This window comes from Mycobacterium sp. SMC-11, assembly GCF_046250095.1.
Lineage (GTDB): Bacteria > Actinomycetota > Actinomycetes > Mycobacteriales > Mycobacteriaceae > Mycobacterium > Mycobacterium heraklionense_A.
On the sequence record NZ_CP176430.1, the window covers coordinates 4,633,682 to 4,654,629 of the forward strand.

Below are 20,948 nucleotides of genomic sequence, written 5' to 3' on the forward strand. Positions count from 1 at the left end.
GAGCCTCGCTCATCTGGGGTTAGACCTCGTCGGGGTAGGCGTTTGGGCCGGTGGTGCCACCACGCAGGCTGCCGTCCAGGTAGGCGGCCCGGCAGGCGCGGCGGCCGATCTTGCCGCTGGACGTACGCGGGACGGTGCCCGCCGACACCAGCAGCACGTCTCGCACGGTCACGCCGTGGCGCACCGCGATCGCCGCCCGGATGTCGTCGGCGATCGGCTGGTATTCGAGCTTGTGGGCGCCCGGGGCGCGCTCGGCGACGATCACCAGCTGCTCGGAGCTGTCCTCGGGGTCGAACTTCAGCCCGGAGTGCGGGTTGTCGAAGGCCGACTGCGGCAGCTGGTTGGCCGGCACCGAGAACGCCGCGACGTAGCCGGCCCGCAGCGCCCGGCTGGCCTCCTGCGCGGAGTACTCCAGGTCCTGCGGGTAGTGGTTGCGGCCGTCCACGATCACCAGGTCCTTGACGCGGCCGGTGATGTAGAGGTCGTCCTGGTAGTAGGCGCCGTAGTCACCGGTACGCACCCAGAAGCCGTTCTCGTCGGAACCCTCGGCCCGTGAGGGGCTGGTACGCGACTTGAGCACGTTGTGGAAGGTGTCGGCGGTCTCCTTCTCACGGTTCCAGTAGCCGATGCCCATGTTGTTGCCCTGCAGCCAGATCTCGCCGATCTGGCCGTCGGGCAGCTCGGCGCCGGTCTCGTAGTCGACGATCACCGCCCACTGGTCCACGGCCACCCGGCCGGCCGAGGCCTGGCTGACCGCGTTGGGGGCGTCGGCGGGAACCTCGATGAACCGGTTGCCGTTGTTGAGCTCCTCGCGGTCGACGTAGACCACGCGCGGTCCCTCGTCGGGCGGGGTGGTGGACACGAAAAGGGTGGCTTCGGCCAGTCCGTAGGACGGCTTGATCGCCTCTTCACGGAACCCGTACGGGCCGAAGGCCTCGTTGAACTTGCGCACCGAGGCGGCCGATACCGGCTCGCTGCCGTTGAGGATCGCCCGGACGTTGCTCAGGTCCAGCGGCGGGTCGCCCTCCTTGGGCAGGCCGCGCGCCGCGGCGTGCTCGAAGGCGAAGTTCGGGGCCACCGAGAAGCACTCACCGGTCTCCCCTTCCTTGCGGGCCATCTCCTTGATCCACCGGTAGGGCCGGCGCACGAACGCCGCGGGGGTCATGAAGGTGAACTGCTGCCCCATCACACACGACAGCAGGATGGTGACCAGGCCCATGTCGTGGAAGAACGGCAGCCAGGTGACGCCACGGTCGCCCTCGCGGCCCTTGAGCGCGTCCAGCAGCTGGACGACGTTGGTGGGCAGGTTCAGGTGGCTGATCTTCACCCCGGTCGGAGTGCGGGTGGAGCCGGAGGTGTACTGCAGGTAGGCGACCGCGGTCCGGTCCGCCTCCGGCATTACCCAGGTCGACCCCACCTCGTCGGGCACGGCGTCCACCGCGATCACGCGCGGCCGGGCGTTGGCCGGGCGGCTGCGGAAGAACTTGCGCACGCCCTCGGCGGAGTCGGTGGTGGTCAGCACTGCCGACGGGGTGCAGTCGTCGAGCACCGCGTGCAGCCGGCCCACGTGGCCCGGCTCGCCCGGGTCGAACAGCGGCACGGCAATCCGGCCGGAGTACATGATCCCGAAGAACGACACCAGGTAGTCCAGGTTCTGCGGGCACAGGATCGCCACCCGGTCGCCGGGCTCGGTGACCTGCTGCAGCCGGGCACCCAGGGCGCGGTTGCGAGCGCCGAAGTCGGCCCAGGAGATCTCACGAGCTACGCCGTCGCGCTCGGTTGAGTAGTCCAGGAAGCGGTACGCCACCTTGTCGCCGCGCAGCGCAGCCCAGCGCTCGACGGTGCGCACCAAGTTGGCGTTGTCCGGGAACCGGATCTTGCCGTCCTTGACGAACGGGTTGTGGTAGTTGGCCTGTGTTGCCGGGGCCATGCAAAATCTCCTGTCACGAACATACGTTCAGTCAGCTGCCGGGCGCGTGTGGCCACGCCGCTGCGTTACATCGCGCGGGCCCGGGACCTCACAGATGGTAATGGTTGCCGGCACCCGACGACGCGCTGCTGCCCTGCGGCCACGGACCGCCGCTCTTAAATTGCTCTTAATGTTAGAGGTCGGTGCGGTCCATGCCAAATCAAACGGTACCGCGTGTGACGCCAGTCTCCGGGTTACGAAGCGGTCCCAGCTTCGCCTCTCCTTCGTCGAGCCTCGCTGAACCGCCGGGTCACGAAGCGGTCCCAGCTTCGCCTCTCCTTCGTCGAGCCTCGCTGAACCGCCGGGTCAGCCGTGTGGCGGACGGGGCGCGTTGTCGATGAGTTCACGCGCCCAGTTCAGCGTCCACTGGGTTGCGGACATGCCGTCCTGGCTCCAGACGTCGGTGGTGCCGTACAGCGCGTGCACCGGCTGAGCAGCACCGCCGGCCAGCGTTGACAGCGTCGCCGGCAGCTTGCCGACGCTGAACGCCTCCTGCGGGGCCGCGCAGACCAAGTCACCGACCGCGCAGATCTCGTTGGTGCGCTTATCGAGGTCGCCGAAACCGCCCTCGCGCGCGCCGGTCATAGTCAGCCCCATCCCGGACAGGATCGGCAGCTCGTGCAGGGTCACCTCGGCGCCCTGACCGGGCGGAGACGGCGGGACGTCTACACCCACGCCGGTCTGGCGGCGGCCGTCGGCGATCAGCGTCACGCCCAGCACCAGGTCTTCGTCGACCGGCCCCTCCCAGTTGCCGATCTTGCTGGCCACGTCGCCGGCGATCACAGCGCCCTGCGAGAAGCCGACCAGCACGTAGCTGGTCAGCGGGCACCGGTTGTTCATGTCGGTCAGCGCCTTGATGGTGGCGCGAGTGCCCTCGGCGCGGCTGTCGTTGTAGCTCATCTGCTTGTCGGCTGACAGCGGGTTATGGAACTGCGCGGTGTAGGGAACCGTGTAGGTCTGCACCCGGGCGGCGTCGAACTGCTCGGCGATCGGGCGGGTCACGGTGAGCAGCAGCGCGATCGGGAACTGGGTCGGATTCAGCGGGTCATCGGTGGGCGACGTCTCCCAGGTGCCAGGCACCGACACCAGCTGCACATCCGGGCAGCTGGCGTCCTGGTAGGCCGGGCGCGGCTTTTTAGTCCGCGTCGGGACCGAACTGGTCGACGGGACGCCCGCGCCCGGCTGCTCTGCGATCGGGGGTGTGGCCGGGCGGCGGATCCAGATCACCACCGCCACGATCACCAGCGCCACCACGAGCGCCATCGCGCCGGCGGCGACCCAGGCGAGGACGCGGCGCCGGTTGGCTGGGGACTTCCGAGGAGATTTCGCGGATTTGCGCGGGGTTCTCGATGTCTTCTTCTTGGCCATATCGCCTTTCACGGTACAGATCGGCGACGGCACACACTGACTCTGCGTCCAGGGCGGCGGTTACTCGAACTTTCCCGCCGTGGACGCAGAGTCAACGCAAGTTAGCGGATCGCTCGGCCTAAGCGCGATCCCGCTTCGCCCGGCTCCGCCGCGCTAGCGGATCGCTCGGCCTAAGCGCGATCCCGCTTCGCCCGGCTCCGCCGCGCTAGCGGATCGCTCGGCCTAAGCGCGATCCCGCTTCGCCCGGCTCCGCCGCGCTAGCGGATCGCGCCGACGATGTCGCCGGCCATGGCGCCCAGCTGCGACGCCCACGATCCCCAGCCGTTGTCACCGGCCGAGAAGTCGAAGTGCCCGTTCTTGCCGCGCACCTGGCGGTACTGCGAGTTGAAGTACCGACCGCTGCCGGCCGCCTGCGACGGGTCACCGATCATCGCGGCCGGGTTGGAAGCGCCGCCCAGCGGAGCGTAGATCCAGACCCGGGTGTTGTTCTGCGCCAGCAGAGTGGCGTGCACGGTCGGGTCGTGCCACTTCCACCGGCCGAGCTGCGGTGCGCCCCACATGCCGTACGGGTCCACCCCGCCGAAGTTCTGCAGGCCCGCAGCGATGACGCCGCCCTCGGTGGTGTTGGCCGGCCCCAGGAAGCCCGACATCGAGCCGGCGAAGCCGAACCGGTCCGGGTGGAAAGTAGCCAGCGCCAGTGCCCCGTAACCGCCCTGGGATGCACCCACCACGGCGTGCCCGCCCGGCGCCAGGCCCCGGTTGGCCGCCAGCCAGTCCGGCAGCTCACTGGACAGGAAGGTGTCCCACTGCTTACTGCCGTCCTGCTCCCAGTTGGTGTACATGCTGTAGGCGCCGCCGGCCGGGGCAACGACCGAGATCCCCTTACCCGCCAGGGTGTTCATCGCGTTGCCCGCGGTCACCCAGTTGCTCACCTCCGGGTGGGCATCGAACGCGTCGAGCAGGTACACCGCGTGCGGTCCCTGGTTGAGGAACGCCACCGGGATGTCGCGGCCCATCGAGGGCGACGGGACCATCAGGTTCTCGAACTGTGCGGCATGAGCGGTGGAGCCGACGATCGTGCCCCCGCCCCACATTCCCAGCATCAGCACGGCCACACACAGCGCCCGCAGCAACTTCGACAGTCCGCTCATATCCACCTCGCTCGTCGGCACAGATTCTCCGATGGTTCCACCCGCTGGTCGCGCGCCCAGACTCCGGGAGGTAGTCAATCACACGGCACTAGTGGGCAGGGCAGGAAACGACCGACGGCGGCGACCCGAAGGTCGCCGCCGTCGGCGGTACATCTCTAGCGTGCTGGACTACTCGCCCGAGCTGCTGCTCGCGCCGCCGCCCGGGGTAGCACCCAGGTGGCTCTGCAGGTCCGGCTTCATGGCCTGCAGCTGCTGGCCCCAGTACTCCCAGCTGTGCGTGCCGTACTCCGGGAAGTTGAAGATGGCGTTGTTGCCGCCGGCCGCGGTGTAGAGCTCCTGGAACTTCTTGTTCGCACCGATCATGAAGTTCTGCTCGAGGAACACGGCCGGGATGTTGTCGCCACCCAGCTCGTTGGCCTTGCCGTTACCGCAGAAGACCCACAGGCGGGTGTTGTTGGCCACCAGCTTGTCGACGTTGACCGTCGGGTCGTTGCGCAACCATGCCGGGTCGTTGTCGTCGCCCCACATGTCGTTCTTCTTGTAGCCGCCGGCGTCACCCATCGACAGGCCGATCCAGCCCTTACCGGTGGACGGGTTCAGGTAACCCGACAGCGAACCCGCGTAGGTGAACTGGTTGGGGTGGTAGATCGCCAGCGTCAGCGCCGACGAACCGGCCATCGACAGACCGACCGCGGCGTTGCGGCTCTGGCTCACGCCGTACTCCGAGGCCAGGTAGGCCGGCAGCTCGCTGGTGAGGAAGGTCTCCCACTTGTAGGTGGAGCAGCCCGCCTTGCCGCAAGCCGGCTTGTACCAGTCGCTGTAGAAGCTGGACTGGCCACCGACCGGCATGATCACCGAGATGCCCGAGTTCAGGTACCACTCGAACGCCGGGGTGTTGATGTCCCAGCCGTTGAAGTCGTCCTGGGCCCGCATGCCGTCGAGCAGGTACAGGCCCGGGGAACCCTGACCACCGCTCTGGAACTGGACCTTGATGTCACGACCCATACCCGCCGAAGGCACCTGCAGGTACTCGACCGGCAGACCCGGCCGGGAGAACGCGCTCGCCTCCGGGGTACCACCGACGACACCGACCAGTCCCGCCAGCAGGGCCGCGCCACCGGCGGCGACCATCAACCTGTCAAGCAGCTTCATCCTTGGCATCCTCATTCGTTCGTTGTGCCGTACTTTGCTCATAGCGTGGCCCGAGTCGGACCCGATCTGTGCGTACCAACGCAACAGTGCCGGTGTAGTCAACCACAAAACACTCGCGATCGAGGGCCCCGGGTTCCATCGCGGGGCCCGCTACCCGGGCTGTGACCGGATTTTGTGACAGTCGGCGTCCTGCGCCCATGTGGGCATACCGGCCGGTGAGACCCGGCAAGGCGGGTAGCTGCCGGGCCCGGAGAATGACGTCGGTCACAATTTTCGAGTCGGCCCGGCACCAGACAGTCAGGGGAGCTCAGGCGGCATCCCGGTATAGGTCGGTCGGGTCGGTTCGGGCACGGCCAGTCCGCAGCGGATCAATTCGTCGCGCGGGACTCGCTCGATCCGGTAGCGGGTGAAGCCGGGCGAGTGCAACACGTTGGACAGGAACCGGCGCGGGCCCATCGGCGCACGCACCGAGCCCAGCACCGCCGCGGTGTCGGGGCAGCGCATGGCCGCCTCCGCCTGGGCGATCCAGTCCTGGTCCAGGTAGGGCGGGATCAGCGGGTACCACTTGACCCACGGCCCGTCGGCCACCACCCAGTCCCGGAACAGGTCCTTGTCGTGGCCGATCCGGCCATGTTCCAACCGCTCGGTGTGCGCCGCGATCGGGTTGATCAACCCGATCTGGTCCAGCACTCGAACGTCCAGACCGGTGTTCATCCCCAACATGCCCATGTTGGTGAAGAAGACAGTGTGCGGCCCGGTGTCGCCCGGATCGGGATCGGTCGGAACGCCGATGCCCGGGGGCACCGGCAGGATGACCGGCACCACGTCCCACTGGTCGTAGTTGCCCGACGGCAGCAGCAGCGCCCCGTCGGGGGTGGCGGCGATTGTGGTCAACACCGCGCGCATCCGCGGATAGCCGAGGTAGTCCGCGGCGGTCAGCGGGTGGGCGTTGCCGGTTGCCTGGGAGTAGAACCGGCGCTCGTCGACGATCCCGGAGTAGGTGACGCGAGTCGCGTCATCGCCCATCCCCGGGGAGTTGGCCGCCCACAGCGCCCATCCGGCCACCGCCAGCCACAGCAGACCGACGGCACCACTGAGCGGGTAGCCGGCTTCCCGGCGGTAGCGCGCGCCGTCGGGCAGCAGCACCGGAATGACCGCCACCGGGGCCAGCATGCAGAACAGCGGCGCCAACAGCACCCGCCCGTGCATGAAGTCGCCGCCCTGACGCACCCAGTAGGCCGCCTGCAGCAGACCGCTGAACACGAAGAAACAGACCACCGCGCCGGGGCTCTGCACCAGCCGGGCCCACGGGCCGACGCCGGGCGGCACCGGCCGGCGCGGCCGGTAACGCACCGCGGCGCCCACCCACAGTGCCGCGCCGAGCGCCACCAACAACACGGCGGGCACCCACAGCGCGTAGGGGGCGTTGAAGTTGGCCAGGTAGATCATGCCCTGCGACCACTTGTCGCCCGCCGCGTCTTTGGCCAGCGCGGTCCCCGGCACCAGCAGGGCGTAGTAACCCATCCGGAAGATCTGATACGCCACCGGCAGCGCGCCACCGGCCACCAGGATCAGCGCGCGGGGCCGCCACTCCCGTGCCGAGATCAACAGCATGATCAGCGCGCCGCCGCCGATGAGGGCCAATTCGGGGCGGACCAGCACGCTGCAACCGGCCACGAACGCCAGACATCCGGTGAAAAGGGTTCCGCGAGCACGGGATCGGGGCATCCGCAGCGCCTGGGACCAGCAGACCAGCATCCACCACAGCAGCCCCAGGTAGGCCAGCACCAGGCCGGCCTCCAGGCCGGAGGTGGCGAAGTCACGGGCCGGGGGAATCGCGATGTAGACCAGCGCCCCGGCCGGCAGCAGCAGCGCGCGGCGACCCTGCAGTCCCGGCGCGAAGAGCCGGGCGGCGCCCAGCATCAGCATCGCCACTCCGGCCAGGCTCAGCACCAGCGCGAAGACCAACGCCACATATTCCATTCGCACCGGCCCACCGAGCCAGCTGCCGAGATACATCAGATACGTCCAGGCCGTAGAGGTATTGGCCTCTACGCGCTCCCCGACGTTGAACACCGGGCCGTTGCCGGCCAGCAGGTTGCGCACGGTGCGCAGCACGATCAGGCCGTCGTCGGAGATCCAGCGCCGCCGCCACGCGCCGATGCCGAACATCAGCAGCACCACCGCTACGCCGGCCCACGAGCTCAACCGCACCGAAGGGCTGTAGGAGACCGCGGGCCAGCCCAGCGGCCGGACCCGGGGGTCCGGCGCTCTGCCGCTCGTGGCCCCCCGGGCCGAGCTAGCCGAAGGCGACGGCAGCACCGATGGTTCCGATCCAGGCCAACGCCGCCAGTTGTAGCACCCGGTCACGACGCAGGATGTCCTCGGCTTCGCCGGCCATGCCGCCGTCGACATCGACCGCGTAACGCAGGACTCCGATGACGATCGGAATGATCGATACCGCGAACCACGAGCCCGAACCGCTGTCGCGTTCGAACGCATACAGGCTGTAACAGACCAACATCGCGGTCGCCGACGCCGTCCAGACGAACCGTAGATAGGTGGCGGTGTAGTTCTCCAGCGACTTACGGATCTTGGCCCCGGTCTGTTCGGCCAACTGCTTCTCGGCGTAGCGCTTGCCGGCCACCATGAACAGCGACCCGAACGCCATCACCAACAGGAACCACTGCGACAGCGGGATGCTGGCAGCCACTCCGCCGGCAATAGCCCGCAGCAGGTATGCCGACGACACGATGCAGATATCCAGCACCGCTTGGTGTTTGAGACCGAAACAGTAGGCCAGCTGCATGGCCAGATAGATGGCCATCACCAGCGACAGGTTCGGGGTCAGCCACCAGGCGCTGCCCAGGGAGGCAAGGCCCAGTAGCACCGCCAGGATGTAGGCCAGGCTCACCGGCAGCACGCCGGCCGCGATCGGCCGGAATCGCTTGGTGGGATGCGCCCGGTCGGCTTCCACATCACGGGCATCGTTGACCAGGTAGATCGCCGAGGCCGCCAGGCTGAATGCGACGAACGCGATCAGCGACTTGCGGGCCAGGTCGGCGTAGTCGTAGTGGACTCCGCCACCGAGCGCCGCCAGCGGGGCCGCGACCACCAGGACGTTCTTCACCCACTGGCGAGGCCGCATGGCCTTGATCACCCCGGAGAGCAGGTTGGCCGGCGGGCCGAGCTCCGACGTGCGATCTTGCGTTTCTGCGCTCATGCCGAGTCTCCAGAGTTGTCCAGACGGATCGCGGCTGCGGCGACGGCGGCGCCGATCAGCGCGCCGGCGGCAACATCACTGGGATAGTGCACCCCGAGCACCATGCGCGACAGCGCCATCGGCGGCACCAGCGCCGTCGGCAGGGCTCCACGCCGCAGGCCGGCCGCGCGGCCCAGCAGGATGGCCGCGGCCGCGGTGGAGGTGGCGTGCGCCGAGGGGAAGCTCAAGGCACTGGGCGTGCCGACATTGATCGCGATCGCCGGGTGGTGCGGGCGTTTGCGGCGCACGATGCGTTTGATGATCACCGCGGCGGCGTGCGCGGCAAATGTTCCGGCGCCGGCAAGCAGCCAGCTGCGGCGCCGCTGCGGCTGGAGCAGGGCGCCGAGCGCCGCTACCGCCAGCCAGCCCAGGCTGTGCTCACCGAAGTGCGACATTGCCCGGGCCACCGGCAGCACGCCGGGCCGACCGGTCAGTGCCGACTGCACCCCGACCAGCACGGCATCCTCGCCGTGCGGGGGTACCGAATCGTCCAGATTCATGCGGTCGGGGGCGCTACCGAGTTCGGTCATGCCGACGTGGCACCGTCGGGAAGCAGCACCGTCTCCCACTGCTGTTTGCTTGCCAGCGTGGGCAATGCCCGGCGGTAGGTCCGGCGCAGGGTGTCGAACCGGCGCGCCAATTCGTATTGGCGGCGCAACGATTCGCGCAGCAGCGCGAACATCTTCTCCCGGTCACGCTGCCGGTAGACCACACCGCGTCCGTCGGCGGTGGTGACGGTGACGCCGTCCTGGGTGCACAGCAGGAACCAGCGGGCGTCCTGGGTCGGCACGTTGAGCTGCGGGCGCCGATGGTGCTCCGGCTCGGTGGCCTTGAGGTTGTGCAGGATGCCGCGGGCCAGGCGGTAGCCGATGGACAGCGGCTGCACCGGGGGCCGCATCGGCTTGCGCCGCTGCGACGGGGCAGGCAGCTCACTGGCCGCCGGCAGCACCACCGCGTCGGGATAGGTCTTGCGGAGCGCGTGGATGTCGGGCAGCGCCGACTCCAGGATCGAGAAGATGTGCTCGGGGCCTGCCATGAAGTCGTCCAGCGCCTTGTTCTGCACGGCGACCGTCGAGTACTCCAGGCAGGCAAGGTGTTTCAGGGTTGCCTTGAGGTGGCTGCGGATCAGTCCGGAGATGTTGCCGTCCCAGTGCAGCGCCGCCACCATGAGCCGGTTGCGCAGGTGGAAGTACGCCTGCCAGTCGATCGCGTCGTCTTTGTCGCTCCAGGCCATGTGCCAGATCGCCGCTCCGGGCAGGGTGACGGTCGGGTAGCCGTGCTCGCCGGCCCGGATCCCGTACTCGGCGTCGTCCCACTTGATGAACGACGGGATCGGCTGGCCGATCTCCTCGGCAACGGCGCGCGGGATCATGCACATCCACCAGCCGTTGAAGTCGACGTCGATGCGCCGGTGCAGGTCCGGAGACTCGGCCAGCGAGTCGGTGGCGAAGTTGTGGTCGTACTCGGTGTGCGGGGCGTTGGTCCACATGAACACGCCCGAGTCGACGACCTCACCCATGATGTGCAGGTGCGAGGGTTCCTGCAGGTTGAGCATGTGCCCGCCGATCAGGGTCGGCGTCTTGGCGAAGCGGTTCAGTGCCAGCGCCCGCAGGATCGAGTCCGGCTCGATGCGGATGTCGTCGTCCATGAACAGGATCTGTTCGCAGCCGGTGTTCTTCAGCGCCTCGTACATGACCCGGCTGTAGCCACCGGACCCGCCGAGGTTGGGCTGGTTGTGTATCGACAGCCGATCTCCCAGACCGGCGGCGGCCGCGGCGAAGCCGGGGTGGTCGCGAACCTTGCGGGTGCCCTGGTCGGGCACGATGACCGCGCTGATCACCTCGTCGACGTCGGGGTCGGAGGTCAGCGCGAGCAGCGCGTTGACGCAGTCGTCGGGCCGGTTGAAGGTCGGGATGCCCACGGCGATGTCGGCCCGGCTGGGCGCCTCGATCGGGGCGTACCAGCCGCCGCGGTCCAGCGTGACCGCGGTGTCGGTGGTGATGTCGAACCAGATCCAGCCACCGTCCTCGAACGGCTGCAGACCAATCTCGAATTCCACCACCGTCGGGGTGTCACTGTTTTCGACCGACCCGAAAGGCTTGCCGTCCACGGCGATACGCGCACCGGTCGCCTTGGAGCGGTAGACATCGACGCGCCCGGCCCCGGTCAGCTCCAGCTGCAGCACCACCGATTCGACGATCGACCAGCGACGCCAGTAGGACGCCGGGAAGGCGTTGAAGTACGTGGCGAACGAGACTTCGGACTCCTCGCCGATCTCCAGGCTGGTGCGGGTGAGCGGGTGTGCCCGTCGGCTGTTGGTCTCGGATTCCTCGATGTAGAGCTTGCGCACATCCAGCGGCTCGCCCTGGCGTGGCAGGATGATCCGCGAAAGCCGGCTCACCGCGCGCGAAGTGTCGGTCATGCCTTACTGCCCTCCCCCAGCGGCACCCCGTCGGACAGGTGCGGCGCCAGGATGTTGTCGTACATGTTCAACGCACTGGCGATGGCCATGTGCATGTCCAGATATTGGTAGGTGCCCAGCCGCCCACCGAACAGCACCTTCGCGGTGTCCGTCTCGGCCTTGGCGCGCGCCCGGTAGGACGTCAGCACCGCCCGGTCGGCCTCGGTGTTGATCGGGTAGTAGGGCTCGTCGGCGTCGTCGGCGAAACGCGAGTACTCGCGCATGATCACCGTCTTGTCGGCCGGGTAGTCCCGCTCCGGGTGGAAGTGCCGGAACTCGTGGATGCGGGTGAACGGCACGTCGCCGTCGTTGTAATTCATCACCGGCGTGCCCTGGAAGTCTCCGGTGTCGAGAACTTCGAGCTCGAAGTCCAGGGTGCGCCAGCCGAGCTTGCCCTCGGCGTAGTCGAAGTAGCGGTCCAGCGGCCCGGTATAGACAACGGGAGCCCCCGGGTTCGCTTCGCGGAGCTCGTCGCGGACGTCGAACCAGTCGGTGTCGAGCCGGACCTCGATGCGCTCGTCGGCCGCCATGTTCTCCAGCCACGCGGTGTAGCCGTCGACCGGCAGGCCCTCGTAGGTGTCGTTGAAGTACCGGTTGTCGAAGGTGTAGCGCACTGGCAGCCGGGTGATGTTGGCCGCCGGCAGTTCCTTGGGGTCGGTCTGCCACTGCTTGGCGGTGTAGTCCTTGACGAACGCCTCGTACAGCGGGCGGCCGATCAGGCTGATCGCCTTCTCCTCGAGGTTCTGCGCGTCGGCGGTGTCGATCTCGGCAGCCTGCTCTTTGATGAGCGCCCGGGCTTCGTCGGGGGTGAAATAGCGTCCGAAGAACTGCGACACCAGACCCAGGCCCATCGGGAACTGGTAGGCCTGACCGTCGTGCATGGCGAACACCCGGTGCTGGTAACCGGTGAACTCGGTGAACTGTCGCACGTAGTCCCAGACCCTCTTATTAGAGGTATGGAATAGGTGCGCACCGTACTTGTGGACCTCGATGCCGGTCTGCGGTTCGGCTTCGGAGTAGGCGTTGCCGCCGATGTGGGGGCGTTTCTCGACGACGAGAACGCGCTTGCCGAGCTGCGTGGCTGCGCGCTCGGCGATGGTCAGGCCGAAGAATCCGGAACCCACGACAAAGAGGTCAAAACGAGCGGTCATCGGCGCCAAGGGTAGCCGACCAGCGCCCGCGCGCATCGTCGGCGCCCCGCCGTCCCCGCTTGCACCTTGACTATCGCCCGCCGATTCCCGGCAGCGCGGCGATCTGGCGACCTCAGGACCGTCTCCGCACGCCGAGGAAGGGTTGATAGCAGTTTCCTCACGATTCGATCTCGTCACTCTTTTCACACGAGTCACACGCGTACCGTCGGTCACGTAGGACAGATGCAAGTGCAGTGAGCGCCACGATGGCCCCGCGAAGATGCGGGGCCCGACGGCAAAACATATTGAGGAGACTTCCGTGCCGAACCGACGTCGACGCAGGCTCTCGACAACCATGAGCGCAGTCGCCGCCCTGGCGGTCGCGAGTCCGTTCGCAGTTGTCGCAGTATCCGAGCTGGCCGCCCGCAGCAGCGCGCCCCAGCACCACGACTTCGTCGCGGCTTCGTCCGTGGCCGACCTGCCCAGTGAGCTGATCACCGCCCTGACCCAGGGCCTGTCCCAGTTCGGGGTGAACCTTCCTCCGGTGCCCGGCTTCGGCAACGGAGCCGCCTCGACCGGGATGTACCCCGGGGCCTCGACCGGGATGTACCCCGGCCTGACCTCACCGGGCCTGGGCACGCCGGGCCTCACCGACCCGTCGCTGGGCACAACGGGGCTCACCTCGCCCGGGCTGGGCACGCCGGGGCTCACCGACCCGTCGCTGACCACGCCGTCGCTGTCGACGCCGCCGCTGGGCACGCCCGGTGTGTCCACCACATCCGGCCTGACCACGCCCGGACTGACGGCGCCCGGCCTGACCACGCCGCCGCTGACCGATTCCGGCTTGACCAGCCCGGGATTGACCAGCCCCGGCCTGACCAGCCCGTTGACCAGCCCCGGTCTGACCAGCCCGTTGACCAGCCCGGGATTGACCAGCCCAGGGTTGACCAGCCCGGACACCGGCCTGCTCGGGTCCGACGGCCTGCCGCTCACCTCGCCGGTGGGCCTGGACCCCGGCCTGGACGGCACCTACCCGATCCTTGGCGACCCGTCCCTGGGCATGCCGGAGGAGAAGGGCGGGCTCGTCAGCGACCTGATGAGCGCTGCCAACCAGCTGGGTGCCGGACAGGCCATCGACCTGCTCAAGGGTGTGGTGATCCCGTCCATCGCACAGGCCGCGCAGGGCGCCGGACCGGCAGTTGCCGCCCCGGCCCCGCCGCTGCCGTAACGAGACACAACAGCGGAGCTGTTCCGCCCCGACGGCACCGCAGAGTCAGCCCGCACCCGGCGGGCACCGGAAGACTCTGCGGTGCCGTTAACAATGCCGGGGAAACGGCCGGCGCCGGCGGACGCGTGTCGCATCACCAACAACACATGACACATACGTAACATCAGCACGTGCCAACCCGTCGTCGTCCCCCGCCGACGATCAAGCTGACCGCGTCTCTCGTGACCGTGCTGATCCTGCCGTGGGCGTTGAACTCCGGGTCGGGCTTCAAATCGATCGATGCCTCAGAGAAGCCCCCCAGCGCTGCCGCGACCAAGCTGAACCAGCAGCCGCTGCCAAACCTGGAACCGGGCATCACCGTCCGCGAGATCACCCAGGACGAACCGTTCACCATGGTCGCGCTCACCGGGGCCGACCTGAGCGGTACTTCGGCGCGGATTCGCGCCAAGCGCGCCGACGGGACCTGGGGGCCCTGGTATGCGACCGCGCACGAGACCAAGCAGGAGACACCGGGCCCGCGGGCGGCCGATGCGCCCGCTCCCGGTCCGGACGGGACCGAGCCGGTGTTCGTCGGCCGGACCACGGCGGTACAGATCGCGGTGACCCGAACCGGCGATCCGGCTCAACCCAAGCCCAAGGCCAAAGGGCCGGCCACCCCCAAGGGCTCCCCCACCAAGTCGGAGTCGGCCCCCAAGAACTCCGCCCCGGGCGATCTCGGTTATGTGCCGGCCACCGCCGCACAACCCTTCGCCCAGAACGTCTCAGCGGTGCTGATCACGCCGCCCAAAGCCCCGGCCGACGCGCAGTGGCAACCGCCCAAAGCGGTGCTGGGCCCGGGCCAGCCCCCCAACATCATTCCGCGCAGCCACTGGGGCGCGGGCGCCTACGGCCGGTGCGGCAAACCGGTGGAGAGCGGCCCGGTCCACGCGGCCGTGGTGCACCACACCGCGGGCTCCAACGACTACGCCCCCGAAGACTCCGCGGAGATCATCCGGGCGATCTACGCCTATCACACCCGCACCCTGGGCTGGTGCGACATCGGCTACAACGCGCTGGTGGACAAGTACGGCCAGGTTTTCGAGGGCCGGGCCGGCGGCCTGACCCGGGGCATCATGGGCAGCCACGCCGGCGGGTTCAACAGCAACACCTGGGGGGTGTCGATGATCGGCACCTTCGACGACGCGCCTCCCCCGCCGATCCAACTCGAGACCGTCGGCCGGTTGTTGGGCTGGCGGTTGGGTCTGGACCGCACCGATCCGCGCGGTACCACCCAGCTGGTCTCCGCCGGCGGCTCGTTCACCCACTTTCCGCGCGGTGCGTCACTGATGCTGCCCTCGATCATCGGCCACCGTGACCTCGACGCGACCGAGTGCCCCGGCGAGCAGGGCTACGTCGCACTCAACGAGATTCGGGAGATCGCCGCCCGGTTCAACGAACCGCCCGGGCCGGAAGACCTCGCCCGGGTGATGGAGGGCGGCGCGATCCACACCCGCTGGATGGAACTGGGCGGTGCGGAGGGCATGCTCGGCGCCCCGACGTCGCCGGAGGCGATCGGCGAGGGGTCCACCAAGTACGCCACCTTCGAGCACGGCGCGGTGTACTGGTCGCCGGAGACCGGCGCGCAGCCGATCACCGGGGCCATCTACGACGCCTGGGCGTCCCTGGGTTACGAGCGTGGCGTGCTCGGGCTGCCGACCAGCGCCGAGCTCGCCGAACCGGAGTGGGTGGGCCAGAACTTCCAGCACGGCACCCTGAACTACAACCGGGCCAACGCGACGGTAATCCGGGTCGTCGACGGCAATGCCGAGGTGTTGCCCCCGCCGCCCCCGGAGGGCCCGCCGGTGCAGCTCGAGCGCTTCTCGCGGGTGATCGACCCGTTCGCGGTCGGTTAGCTCGGTTGGCTCTGCATCAACGCAGGAAGATCCGCTCCAATACCCGCGCCAGGCCGTCGTCGGTGTTAGGTGTGGTGATCTCAGCGGCCGCCGCCAGCACGTCGGGATGGGCGTTGCCCATCGCCACGCCGTGTCCGGCACGCACCAGCATCGGCACGTCGTTGGGCATATCCCCGAACGCCACCACCTGCTCGATGCCGATGCCCAGCGGCGCGATCAGCTCCTCGATGCCGCTGGCCTTGGTGATGCCCGCCGGCACCACCTCGATCAGCCCGTTGTTGGTGGAGTAGGTCAGCTCCGCGGCCGTGCCGATGTGGGCCTGCAGCTGCTCCGCCATCGCGGCACTGGACATCCCCGCCTTGCGGATCAACAGCTTGATCGCCGGCTGCGACAGCAGATCCTCGAAAGACACCTCGGTGTTGTCCGGGTTGAGCCAGGCGTGTTCGTAACCCGGCGAGCTGACGAACTGCGGGGTGGCCGCGTCGTGCGCGCTCTCGCCGATACGCTCCACGGCCAGACCCGCCCCCGGAATGGCGCGGCCGACCACCTCCGCCAGCTTGACCAGACTGTCCGCCGAGAGCGTGCGGGCCGAGACCACCCGGTCGGTGGCCGGGTCGTAGAGCACCGCACCGTTGGCACACACCGCCATCGGGGCGAACCCGAGCGCGTCGACCACCGGTGCGATCCACCGCGGCGGGCGTCCGGTCGCCAGTACGAAGCGGGCGCCGGAGTCCACCGCTGCATGCACCGCGTCACGCGTCCGCGCGGTGATGTTCTCGGTGTCGTCGAGCAGGGTGCCGTCGACGTCGCTGGCGATCAGCGCGGGCGGTCCGCCGTGCGGCTGCATCAGCGCGAACTCCGTTCGGCCAGGGTCCGCCGCAGCCGTCCGCCCTGGGCCTGCTCAATACGTTTGCGATCACGCTCGGCCAGCTCAGCTGCCCGCAGCTCTAACGCTTCGGCCATGGTGGGCGCGCTGCCGCCCAGCCGGCGCGGCACCCAGTACGCCCCCGCCGGATGCGGGTATTCCAGTTGCGCCGCTTCGAGCATCGCCGCCATCGTGTTCCTCAACGCAGTGGTGGTCGCCGCCACATCAGCGCCGGCAGCCATCGGCTCACCGATCTTCGCCAGCACCGGAATATGGTTGCGCCACAGATGCTTCGGGTGGTCTTTTGTCCAGACCCGGTGGATTCCCCAGACGATGACCGGGATAAGCGGAACCCCCGCGCTGTGGGCCATCCGGGCAGCCCCCGTCTTGAATTCCCGCAACTCGAAGCTGCGGCTGATGGTGGCCTCCGGATTCAGACCGATCAGCTCACCTTGCCGCAACCGCGCCACCGCTTCGTCGTAGGCGCCGGCCCCCGCGGAGCGGTCGACCGGGATCAACTTGATGTGCTTGATCACGTAGTTGACCACCGGGACCTCGGTCATCTCGGCCTTGATCATGAACCGCAGCCGGCGACGCCGCTGTAGGGCCGCGATCGAGGCCGGGTACCAATCCAGGTAGCTGGTGTGGTTGACGGCGAGTACCGCCCCGCCGTGCTCGGGAATGTTCTCCAGGCCGTCGAAGGTGACGTGCGGCCCGTTGGCATTCGCCAGCCGCGGAACCACGATCTCCAGGGCCCGGAAGAAGGGTTCTGCCATGCTCTACTGCTCCGTGCCAGATGGGTCGGGCCGGCGGTCGCCCGCGCGCTTGCGCATCCGTTCCGCCAGCTCCTGCTCTTCTAAAACCCTAGCCTCGTCGGGGGTGGGCGCGCCCCCGCCGAGTCGCCGGGGCACCCAGAACTCGCCGGCGGGGTGCGGGTAGTCCTGCTGAACCTGAGCCAGCAGCGGCGCCATTCGCTCGCGTAATCGGGCACTGAGCGCGGCGGCGTCACCGGAGGGGGCCAGCGGTTCGCCCGCCATGACGGTGATCGGAATCTTGCTGCGCACCAACCGCGCCCTCGGGTGATCCTTGGTCCACAGCCGGTGGGCACCCCAGACGATCAGCGGGACGATCGGCACCTGCGCCTCTAGGGCCATGCGGGCCGCCCCGGATTTGAATTCCTTGAGCTCGAAGCTGCGGCTGATGGTGGCTTCGGGGTAGACGCCCACCACTTCGCCGGCACGCAACGCGGTGACCGCGTGCTGGTAGGCGTCGGCGCCGGCCCCACGGTCCACCGGGATGGTCCCGGTGTGGTGGATCAGGTAATTGACCAGCCGCACCTGCTGCATTTCGGCCTTGATCATGAACCGCATCCGGCGGCCGCGGTGATACGCCGCCAGCCCCGCGGGCAGGAAGTCCACGTAGCCGGTGTGGTTGATCGCGATCACCGCACCGCCTTCAGCCGGGATGTATTCCAGGCCGAGGTAGTCGACCCGTGCCCCGGCAATCCTCACCGCGCTCAGTGCAGTGAGTTCCAGCGCTCGAAAGACCGGCTGCATGTCCGCGCTACTCCGCGGCACCCGTCGGGCTCGGCGGCTTCTTCTGCCGGGCGGACCGCTCCTCGGCTCTGCGCACCGCTTCGGCGGCGTCGAGTTCGAGCGCCTCAGCGGGCGTGGGGGCGCTGCCACCCAGGCTCCGCGGCACCCAGAAGGCACCGCCGGGATGGTCGTCGGGATAGGAGTCCTGCGCCTGTTCGAGCAGGTGCTGCATCCGGGCCTGCAGCAGCGCACGCAGTTCGTCGACCGGGAGCGTGGGCGGTATCGGCTCACCGATCGTCACCGTGACCGGCACCTTGGTGCGGCCCAGCTGCTTTGGGTGGTCCTTGGTCCACAGCCGCTGGGCGCCCCACACGATGTGCGGGATGATCGGCACCTGCGCCTCGATCGCCATCCGTGCGGCGCCGCTTTTGAACTCCTTGAGCTCGAAGCTGCGACTGATGGTCGCCTCCGGATAGACCCCGACCAGTTCGCCGGCCTTCAGCTTGGAGACCGCGGCGGCATAGGACTCCGCGCCCTGGCTGCGATCCACCGCGATGTGCTTGCAGCCTCGCATGATCGGGCCGGTGAAGCGGTTGTCGAAGGTCTCCTTCTTGGCCATGAAGCGCACCCAACGCCGTGGTTTCGCGTCGTAGGAGGCCACTCCGGCGAACAAGAAGTCGAAATAGCCGGTGTGGTTGATCGCGACCACCGCGCCGCCGGTGGCGGGAATGTGCTCCCGGCCGGTGACGGTGATCTTCAGACCCTCATAGCGCCACAGCGTTCGCGCAGCGGCGGCGACACCGCCGTACCAAGCCTCCACAGCACTCAAGCCTAGGCGATGACACCGCCTCGGCCGCCGGTAAGCTCGGGAGGGATCTCTTACAGCGTCGGGAGTAGAACTAGTGCAGGTCACCAGCGTCGGGCACGCCGGCTTCCGGATCGAGACCGCCGCAGGCAGCATCCTGTGCGACCCGTGGGTGAATCCGGCCTACTTCGGCTCATGGTTCCCATTCCCGGACAACTCGGCGCTGGACTGGGACGCCCTCGGCGACTGCGACTACCTCTACATTTCGCACCTGCACCACGATCACTTCGACCCGCGGCACCTGGCGGCGCACGTCAACAAGGACGCGGTGGTGCTGCTGCCCGATTACCCCGTGCCCGATCTGCGCCGCGAGCTGGAAAAGCTCGGCTTTCACCGGTTCTTCGAGACGGCCGATTCGCAGCGGCACACCGTGTCCGGCCCCAAGGGCGATCTGGACGTCATGATCATCGCGCTTCGCGCCCCGGCCGACGGCCCGATCGGCGACTCCGGCCTGGTGATTTCGGACCGTGTAACGACCCTTTTCAATATGAACGATTCCCGCCCGATCGACCTGGACGTGCTCCAGGCCTTCGACTCGATCGACGTGCACCTGGTGCAGTACTCCGGGGCGATCTGGTACCCGATGGTCTACGACATGCCGGCCCGGGCCAAGGAGGCGTTCGGCACCCAGAAGCGCCAGCGGCAGATGGACCGCGCCCGCCAGTACATCGCCCACGTCGGGGCGACCTGGGTGGTGCCGTCGGCGGGACCGCCATGTTTCCTGGATTCCGAGCTGCGTTACCTCAACGACGACCACGGCGATCCGGCCAACATCTTCCCCGACGAGATGGTGTTCCTCGACCAGCTACGCCGCAACGGTCATGACGGCGGGCTGTTGATGATCCCGGGGAGCACCGCGAGTTTCACCGGAGCGCAGCTGGATTCGCTGATCCACCCGCTGAACGAAGCCGACGTCGAGGCCATCTTCACCACCGGCAAAGCGGACTACATCGCCGCCTACGCCGATCGGATGGCGCCGGTGCTGGCCGCCGAGAAGGCCGCCTGGGCGCCGGCGGCCGGCCCGGCGATGCTCGAGCCGCTGCGCGCGCTGTTCGAGCCGATCATGGCCCGCAGCAACGAGATCTGCGACGGCATCGGCTATCCGGTCGAGCTCGTGCTGGACGGGGAAGGCCATACCGAGACGGTGGTGCTGGACTTCCCCAAACGCATGGTGCGCGAGCCGATTCCCGGCGAGAAGTTCCGCTACGGCTTCGGCATTCCGCCTGAGCTGGTGCGCACCGTGCTGCGCGACGGCGAACCGGACTGGGTCAACACCATCTTCCTGTCCACCCGATTCAGGGCGTGGCGGGTCGGTGGTTACAACGAGTACCTCTACACCTTCTTCAAGTGCCTCACCGAGGACCGGATCGTCTACGCCGAAGGCTGGTTCGGCGAGAGCCACGACGATTCGGCAACCATCACACTGGGCGACTGGCAGGTTCAGCGTCGCTGCCCGCACATGAAGGCCGACCTGTCGAAGTTCGGGGTTGTCGACGGCGACATTCTCACCTGCAATCAGCACGGTTGGGAATGGGATCTCAAGTCCGGTCGCTGCCTGACCGCCAAGGGCCACGAATTGCGTTGCGAGAAGCTGTGACCGGCGACTCCTACGGCTCCTACGATGACGGGCTGGTCGTTCTGGATAGCCAGGCGATCACGTTGCGCCGCTACCACTTCCCTTCCGGCACCGCGAAGGTGATCCCGCTGTCGGCGATCCGCGGTTACCGCGCGGAGCCGCTGGGCATGCTGACCCACCGATTCCGGATCTGGGGCAGCTCGGATCTGCGGCGCTGGCTCCCGCTGGACATCAAGCGTCCGACGCGGTCCACGCTGATCACCCTGGAGCTGCACGGCGACCCGTGGCCACACCCGGCGTTCACCCCGGCGGATCCCGACACGTTCCGGGCACTGCTCGACGAGCTGCTGGCGGGCTAATCACGTCCGGACCCAAAGGGATACCCGGCGGACCCCATAACGACAGTTGCCCGCCTTTGAGCGACTAGACGTGGTGGCGTGTCCATTCTCCTGTTCACCTATGCCGATCTAAGCCTCGATCCAGACCTGGCCAAT

General features: G+C 68.2%; 17 protein-coding genes. 4 read left to right on the forward strand and 13 right to left on the reverse strand.

The features are described 5' to 3' along the window. Positions 1–19: 19 nt before the first annotated feature. From fadD32 to glf, 9 genes are all read right to left on the reverse strand, one after another. Positions 20–1,930, reverse strand: coding sequence for a long-chain-fatty-acid--AMP ligase FadD32 (gene fadD32 / locus ACKY0X_RS21565; RefSeq protein WP_409427643.1), 1,911 nt, complete (start codon positions 1,928–1,930; stop codon positions 20–22). Between the two features lie 345 nt (positions 1,931–2,275). Further along, positions 2,276–3,232: a cutinase family protein gene (locus ACKY0X_RS21570; protein WP_409429735.1), complete on the reverse strand. Its 957-nt coding sequence runs from the start codon at positions 3,230–3,232 to the stop codon at positions 2,276–2,278. 362 nt (positions 3,233–3,594) lie between these two features. Then, positions 3,595–4,488: an esterase family protein gene (locus tag ACKY0X_RS21575; protein WP_082981063.1), complete on the reverse strand. Its 894-nt coding sequence runs from the start codon at positions 4,486–4,488 to the stop codon at positions 3,595–3,597. A gap of 168 nt (positions 4,489–4,656) precedes the next feature. Continuing rightward, positions 4,657–5,649, reverse strand: a complete 993-nt coding sequence (locus ACKY0X_RS21580) for an esterase family protein (protein ID WP_409427644.1) — start codon at positions 5,647–5,649, stop codon at positions 4,657–4,659. Positions 5,650–5,937: 288 nt separating this feature from the next. Next, a complete protein-coding gene (gene zomB / locus ACKY0X_RS21585; RefSeq protein ID WP_409427645.1) occupies positions 5,938–7,962 on the reverse strand; it encodes a flagellar motor control protein ZomB in 2,025 nt (674 codons plus the stop codon). Next, positions 7,940–8,863 (reverse strand): decaprenyl-phosphate phosphoribosyltransferase, encoded by a 924-nt coding sequence (locus ACKY0X_RS21590; protein ID WP_409427646.1) that lies wholly within the window; start codon positions 8,861–8,863, stop codon positions 7,940–7,942. The genes zomB and ACKY0X_RS21590 overlap by 23 nt, the downstream gene beginning before the upstream one ends. After that, positions 8,860–9,432: a phosphatase PAP2 family protein gene (locus ACKY0X_RS21595; protein WP_409427647.1), complete on the reverse strand. Its 573-nt coding sequence runs from the start codon at positions 9,430–9,432 to the stop codon at positions 8,860–8,862. Before ACKY0X_RS21595 ends, ACKY0X_RS21590 begins: the two co-directional genes overlap by 4 nt. Further along, entirely contained in the window at positions 9,429–11,324 is a 1,896-nt protein-coding gene (locus ACKY0X_RS21600) for a glycosyltransferase (RefSeq protein WP_409427648.1), read from the reverse strand. The genes ACKY0X_RS21595 and ACKY0X_RS21600 overlap by 4 nt, the downstream gene beginning before the upstream one ends. Next, positions 11,321–12,523, reverse strand: a complete 1,203-nt coding sequence (gene glf / locus ACKY0X_RS21605) for a UDP-galactopyranose mutase (protein ID WP_409429736.1) — start codon at positions 12,521–12,523, stop codon at positions 11,321–11,323. Before glf ends, ACKY0X_RS21600 begins: the two co-directional genes overlap by 4 nt. A 289-nt stretch (positions 12,524–12,812) precedes the next feature. Here glf and ACKY0X_RS21610 point away from each other — a divergent pair, with 289 nt between their 5' ends. Both ACKY0X_RS21610 and ACKY0X_RS21615 read left to right on the forward strand, forming a co-directional pair. After that, positions 12,813–13,721 (forward strand): hypothetical protein, encoded by a 909-nt coding sequence (locus ACKY0X_RS21610; protein ID WP_409427649.1) that lies wholly within the window; start codon positions 12,813–12,815, stop codon positions 13,719–13,721. Positions 13,722–13,891: 170 nt separating this feature from the next. Further along, positions 13,892–15,613, forward strand: coding sequence for an N-acetylmuramoyl-L-alanine amidase (locus tag ACKY0X_RS21615; protein ID WP_409427650.1), 1,722 nt, complete (start codon positions 13,892–13,894; stop codon positions 15,611–15,613). Between the two features lie 16 nt (positions 15,614–15,629). Here ACKY0X_RS21615 and ACKY0X_RS21620 read toward each other — a convergent pair whose 3' ends face one another. Genes ACKY0X_RS21620 through ACKY0X_RS21635 form a run of 4 tightly spaced genes read right to left on the reverse strand, consistent with a single transcriptional unit; the run spans position 15,630 to position 18,833 of the window. Then, positions 15,630–16,460: an HAD family hydrolase gene (locus tag ACKY0X_RS21620; RefSeq protein ID WP_409427651.1), complete on the reverse strand. Its 831-nt coding sequence runs from the start codon at positions 16,458–16,460 to the stop codon at positions 15,630–15,632. Then, positions 16,460–17,254 (reverse strand): lysophospholipid acyltransferase family protein, encoded by a 795-nt coding sequence (locus ACKY0X_RS21625; protein ID WP_409427652.1) that lies wholly within the window; start codon positions 17,252–17,254, stop codon positions 16,460–16,462. The genes ACKY0X_RS21620 and ACKY0X_RS21625 overlap by 1 nt, the downstream gene beginning before the upstream one ends. A gap of 3 nt (positions 17,255–17,257) precedes the next feature. Further along, a complete protein-coding gene (locus ACKY0X_RS21630; protein ID WP_409427653.1) occupies positions 17,258–18,034 on the reverse strand; it encodes a lysophospholipid acyltransferase family protein in 777 nt (258 codons plus the stop codon). Between the two features lie 7 nt (positions 18,035–18,041). After that, entirely contained in the window at positions 18,042–18,833 is a 792-nt protein-coding gene (locus tag ACKY0X_RS21635) for a lysophospholipid acyltransferase family protein (RefSeq protein WP_409427654.1), read from the reverse strand. 82 nt (positions 18,834–18,915) lie between these two features. Here ACKY0X_RS21635 and ACKY0X_RS21640 point away from each other — a divergent pair, with 82 nt between their 5' ends. Then, complete coding sequence (locus ACKY0X_RS21640; RefSeq protein WP_409427655.1) at positions 18,916–20,475, forward strand: Rieske 2Fe-2S domain-containing protein; 1,560 nt, start codon at positions 18,916–18,918, stop codon at positions 20,473–20,475. Further along, positions 20,472–20,813: a hypothetical protein gene (locus ACKY0X_RS21645; protein ID WP_409427656.1), complete on the forward strand. Its 342-nt coding sequence runs from the start codon at positions 20,472–20,474 to the stop codon at positions 20,811–20,813. Before ACKY0X_RS21640 ends, ACKY0X_RS21645 begins: the two co-directional genes overlap by 4 nt. The last annotated feature ends 135 nt before the right edge of the window (positions 20,814–20,948 follow it).

Bases quoted from the DNA above. Each gene is read 5' to 3' on its own strand.
- fadD32 (WP_409427643.1), bottom strand. From the start codon at position 1,930: ATGGCCCCGGCAACACAGGCCAACTACCACAACCCGTTCGTCAAGGAC.
- ACKY0X_RS21570 (WP_409429735.1), bottom strand. From the start codon at position 3,232: ATGGCGCTCGTGGTGGCGCTGGTGATCGTGGCGGTGGTGATCTGGATC.
- ACKY0X_RS21575 (WP_082981063.1), bottom strand. From the start codon at position 4,488: ATGAGCGGACTGTCGAAGTTGCTGCGGGCGCTGTGTGTGGCCGTGCTG.
- ACKY0X_RS21580 (WP_409427644.1), bottom strand. From the start codon at position 5,649: ATGCCAAGGATGAAGCTGCTTGACAGGTTGATGGTCGCCGCCGGTGGC.
- ACKY0X_RS21590 (WP_409427646.1), bottom strand. From the start codon at position 8,863: ATGAGCGCAGAAACGCAAGATCGCACGTCGGAGCTCGGCCCGCCGGCC.
- ACKY0X_RS21595 (WP_409427647.1), bottom strand. From the start codon at position 9,432: ATGACCGAACTCGGTAGCGCCCCCGACCGCATGAATCTGGACGATTCG.
- ACKY0X_RS21600 (WP_409427648.1), bottom strand. From the start codon at position 11,324: ATGACCGACACTTCGCGCGCGGTGAGCCGGCTTTCGCGGATCATCCTG.
- ACKY0X_RS21620 (WP_409427651.1), bottom strand. From the start codon at position 16,460: ATGCAGCCGCACGGCGGACCGCCCGCGCTGATCGCCAGCGACGTCGAC.
- ACKY0X_RS21625 (WP_409427652.1), bottom strand. From the start codon at position 17,254: ATGGCAGAACCCTTCTTCCGGGCCCTGGAGATCGTGGTTCCGCGGCTG.
- ACKY0X_RS21630 (WP_409427653.1), bottom strand. From the start codon at position 18,034: ATGCAGCCGGTCTTTCGAGCGCTGGAACTCACTGCACTGAGCGCGGTG.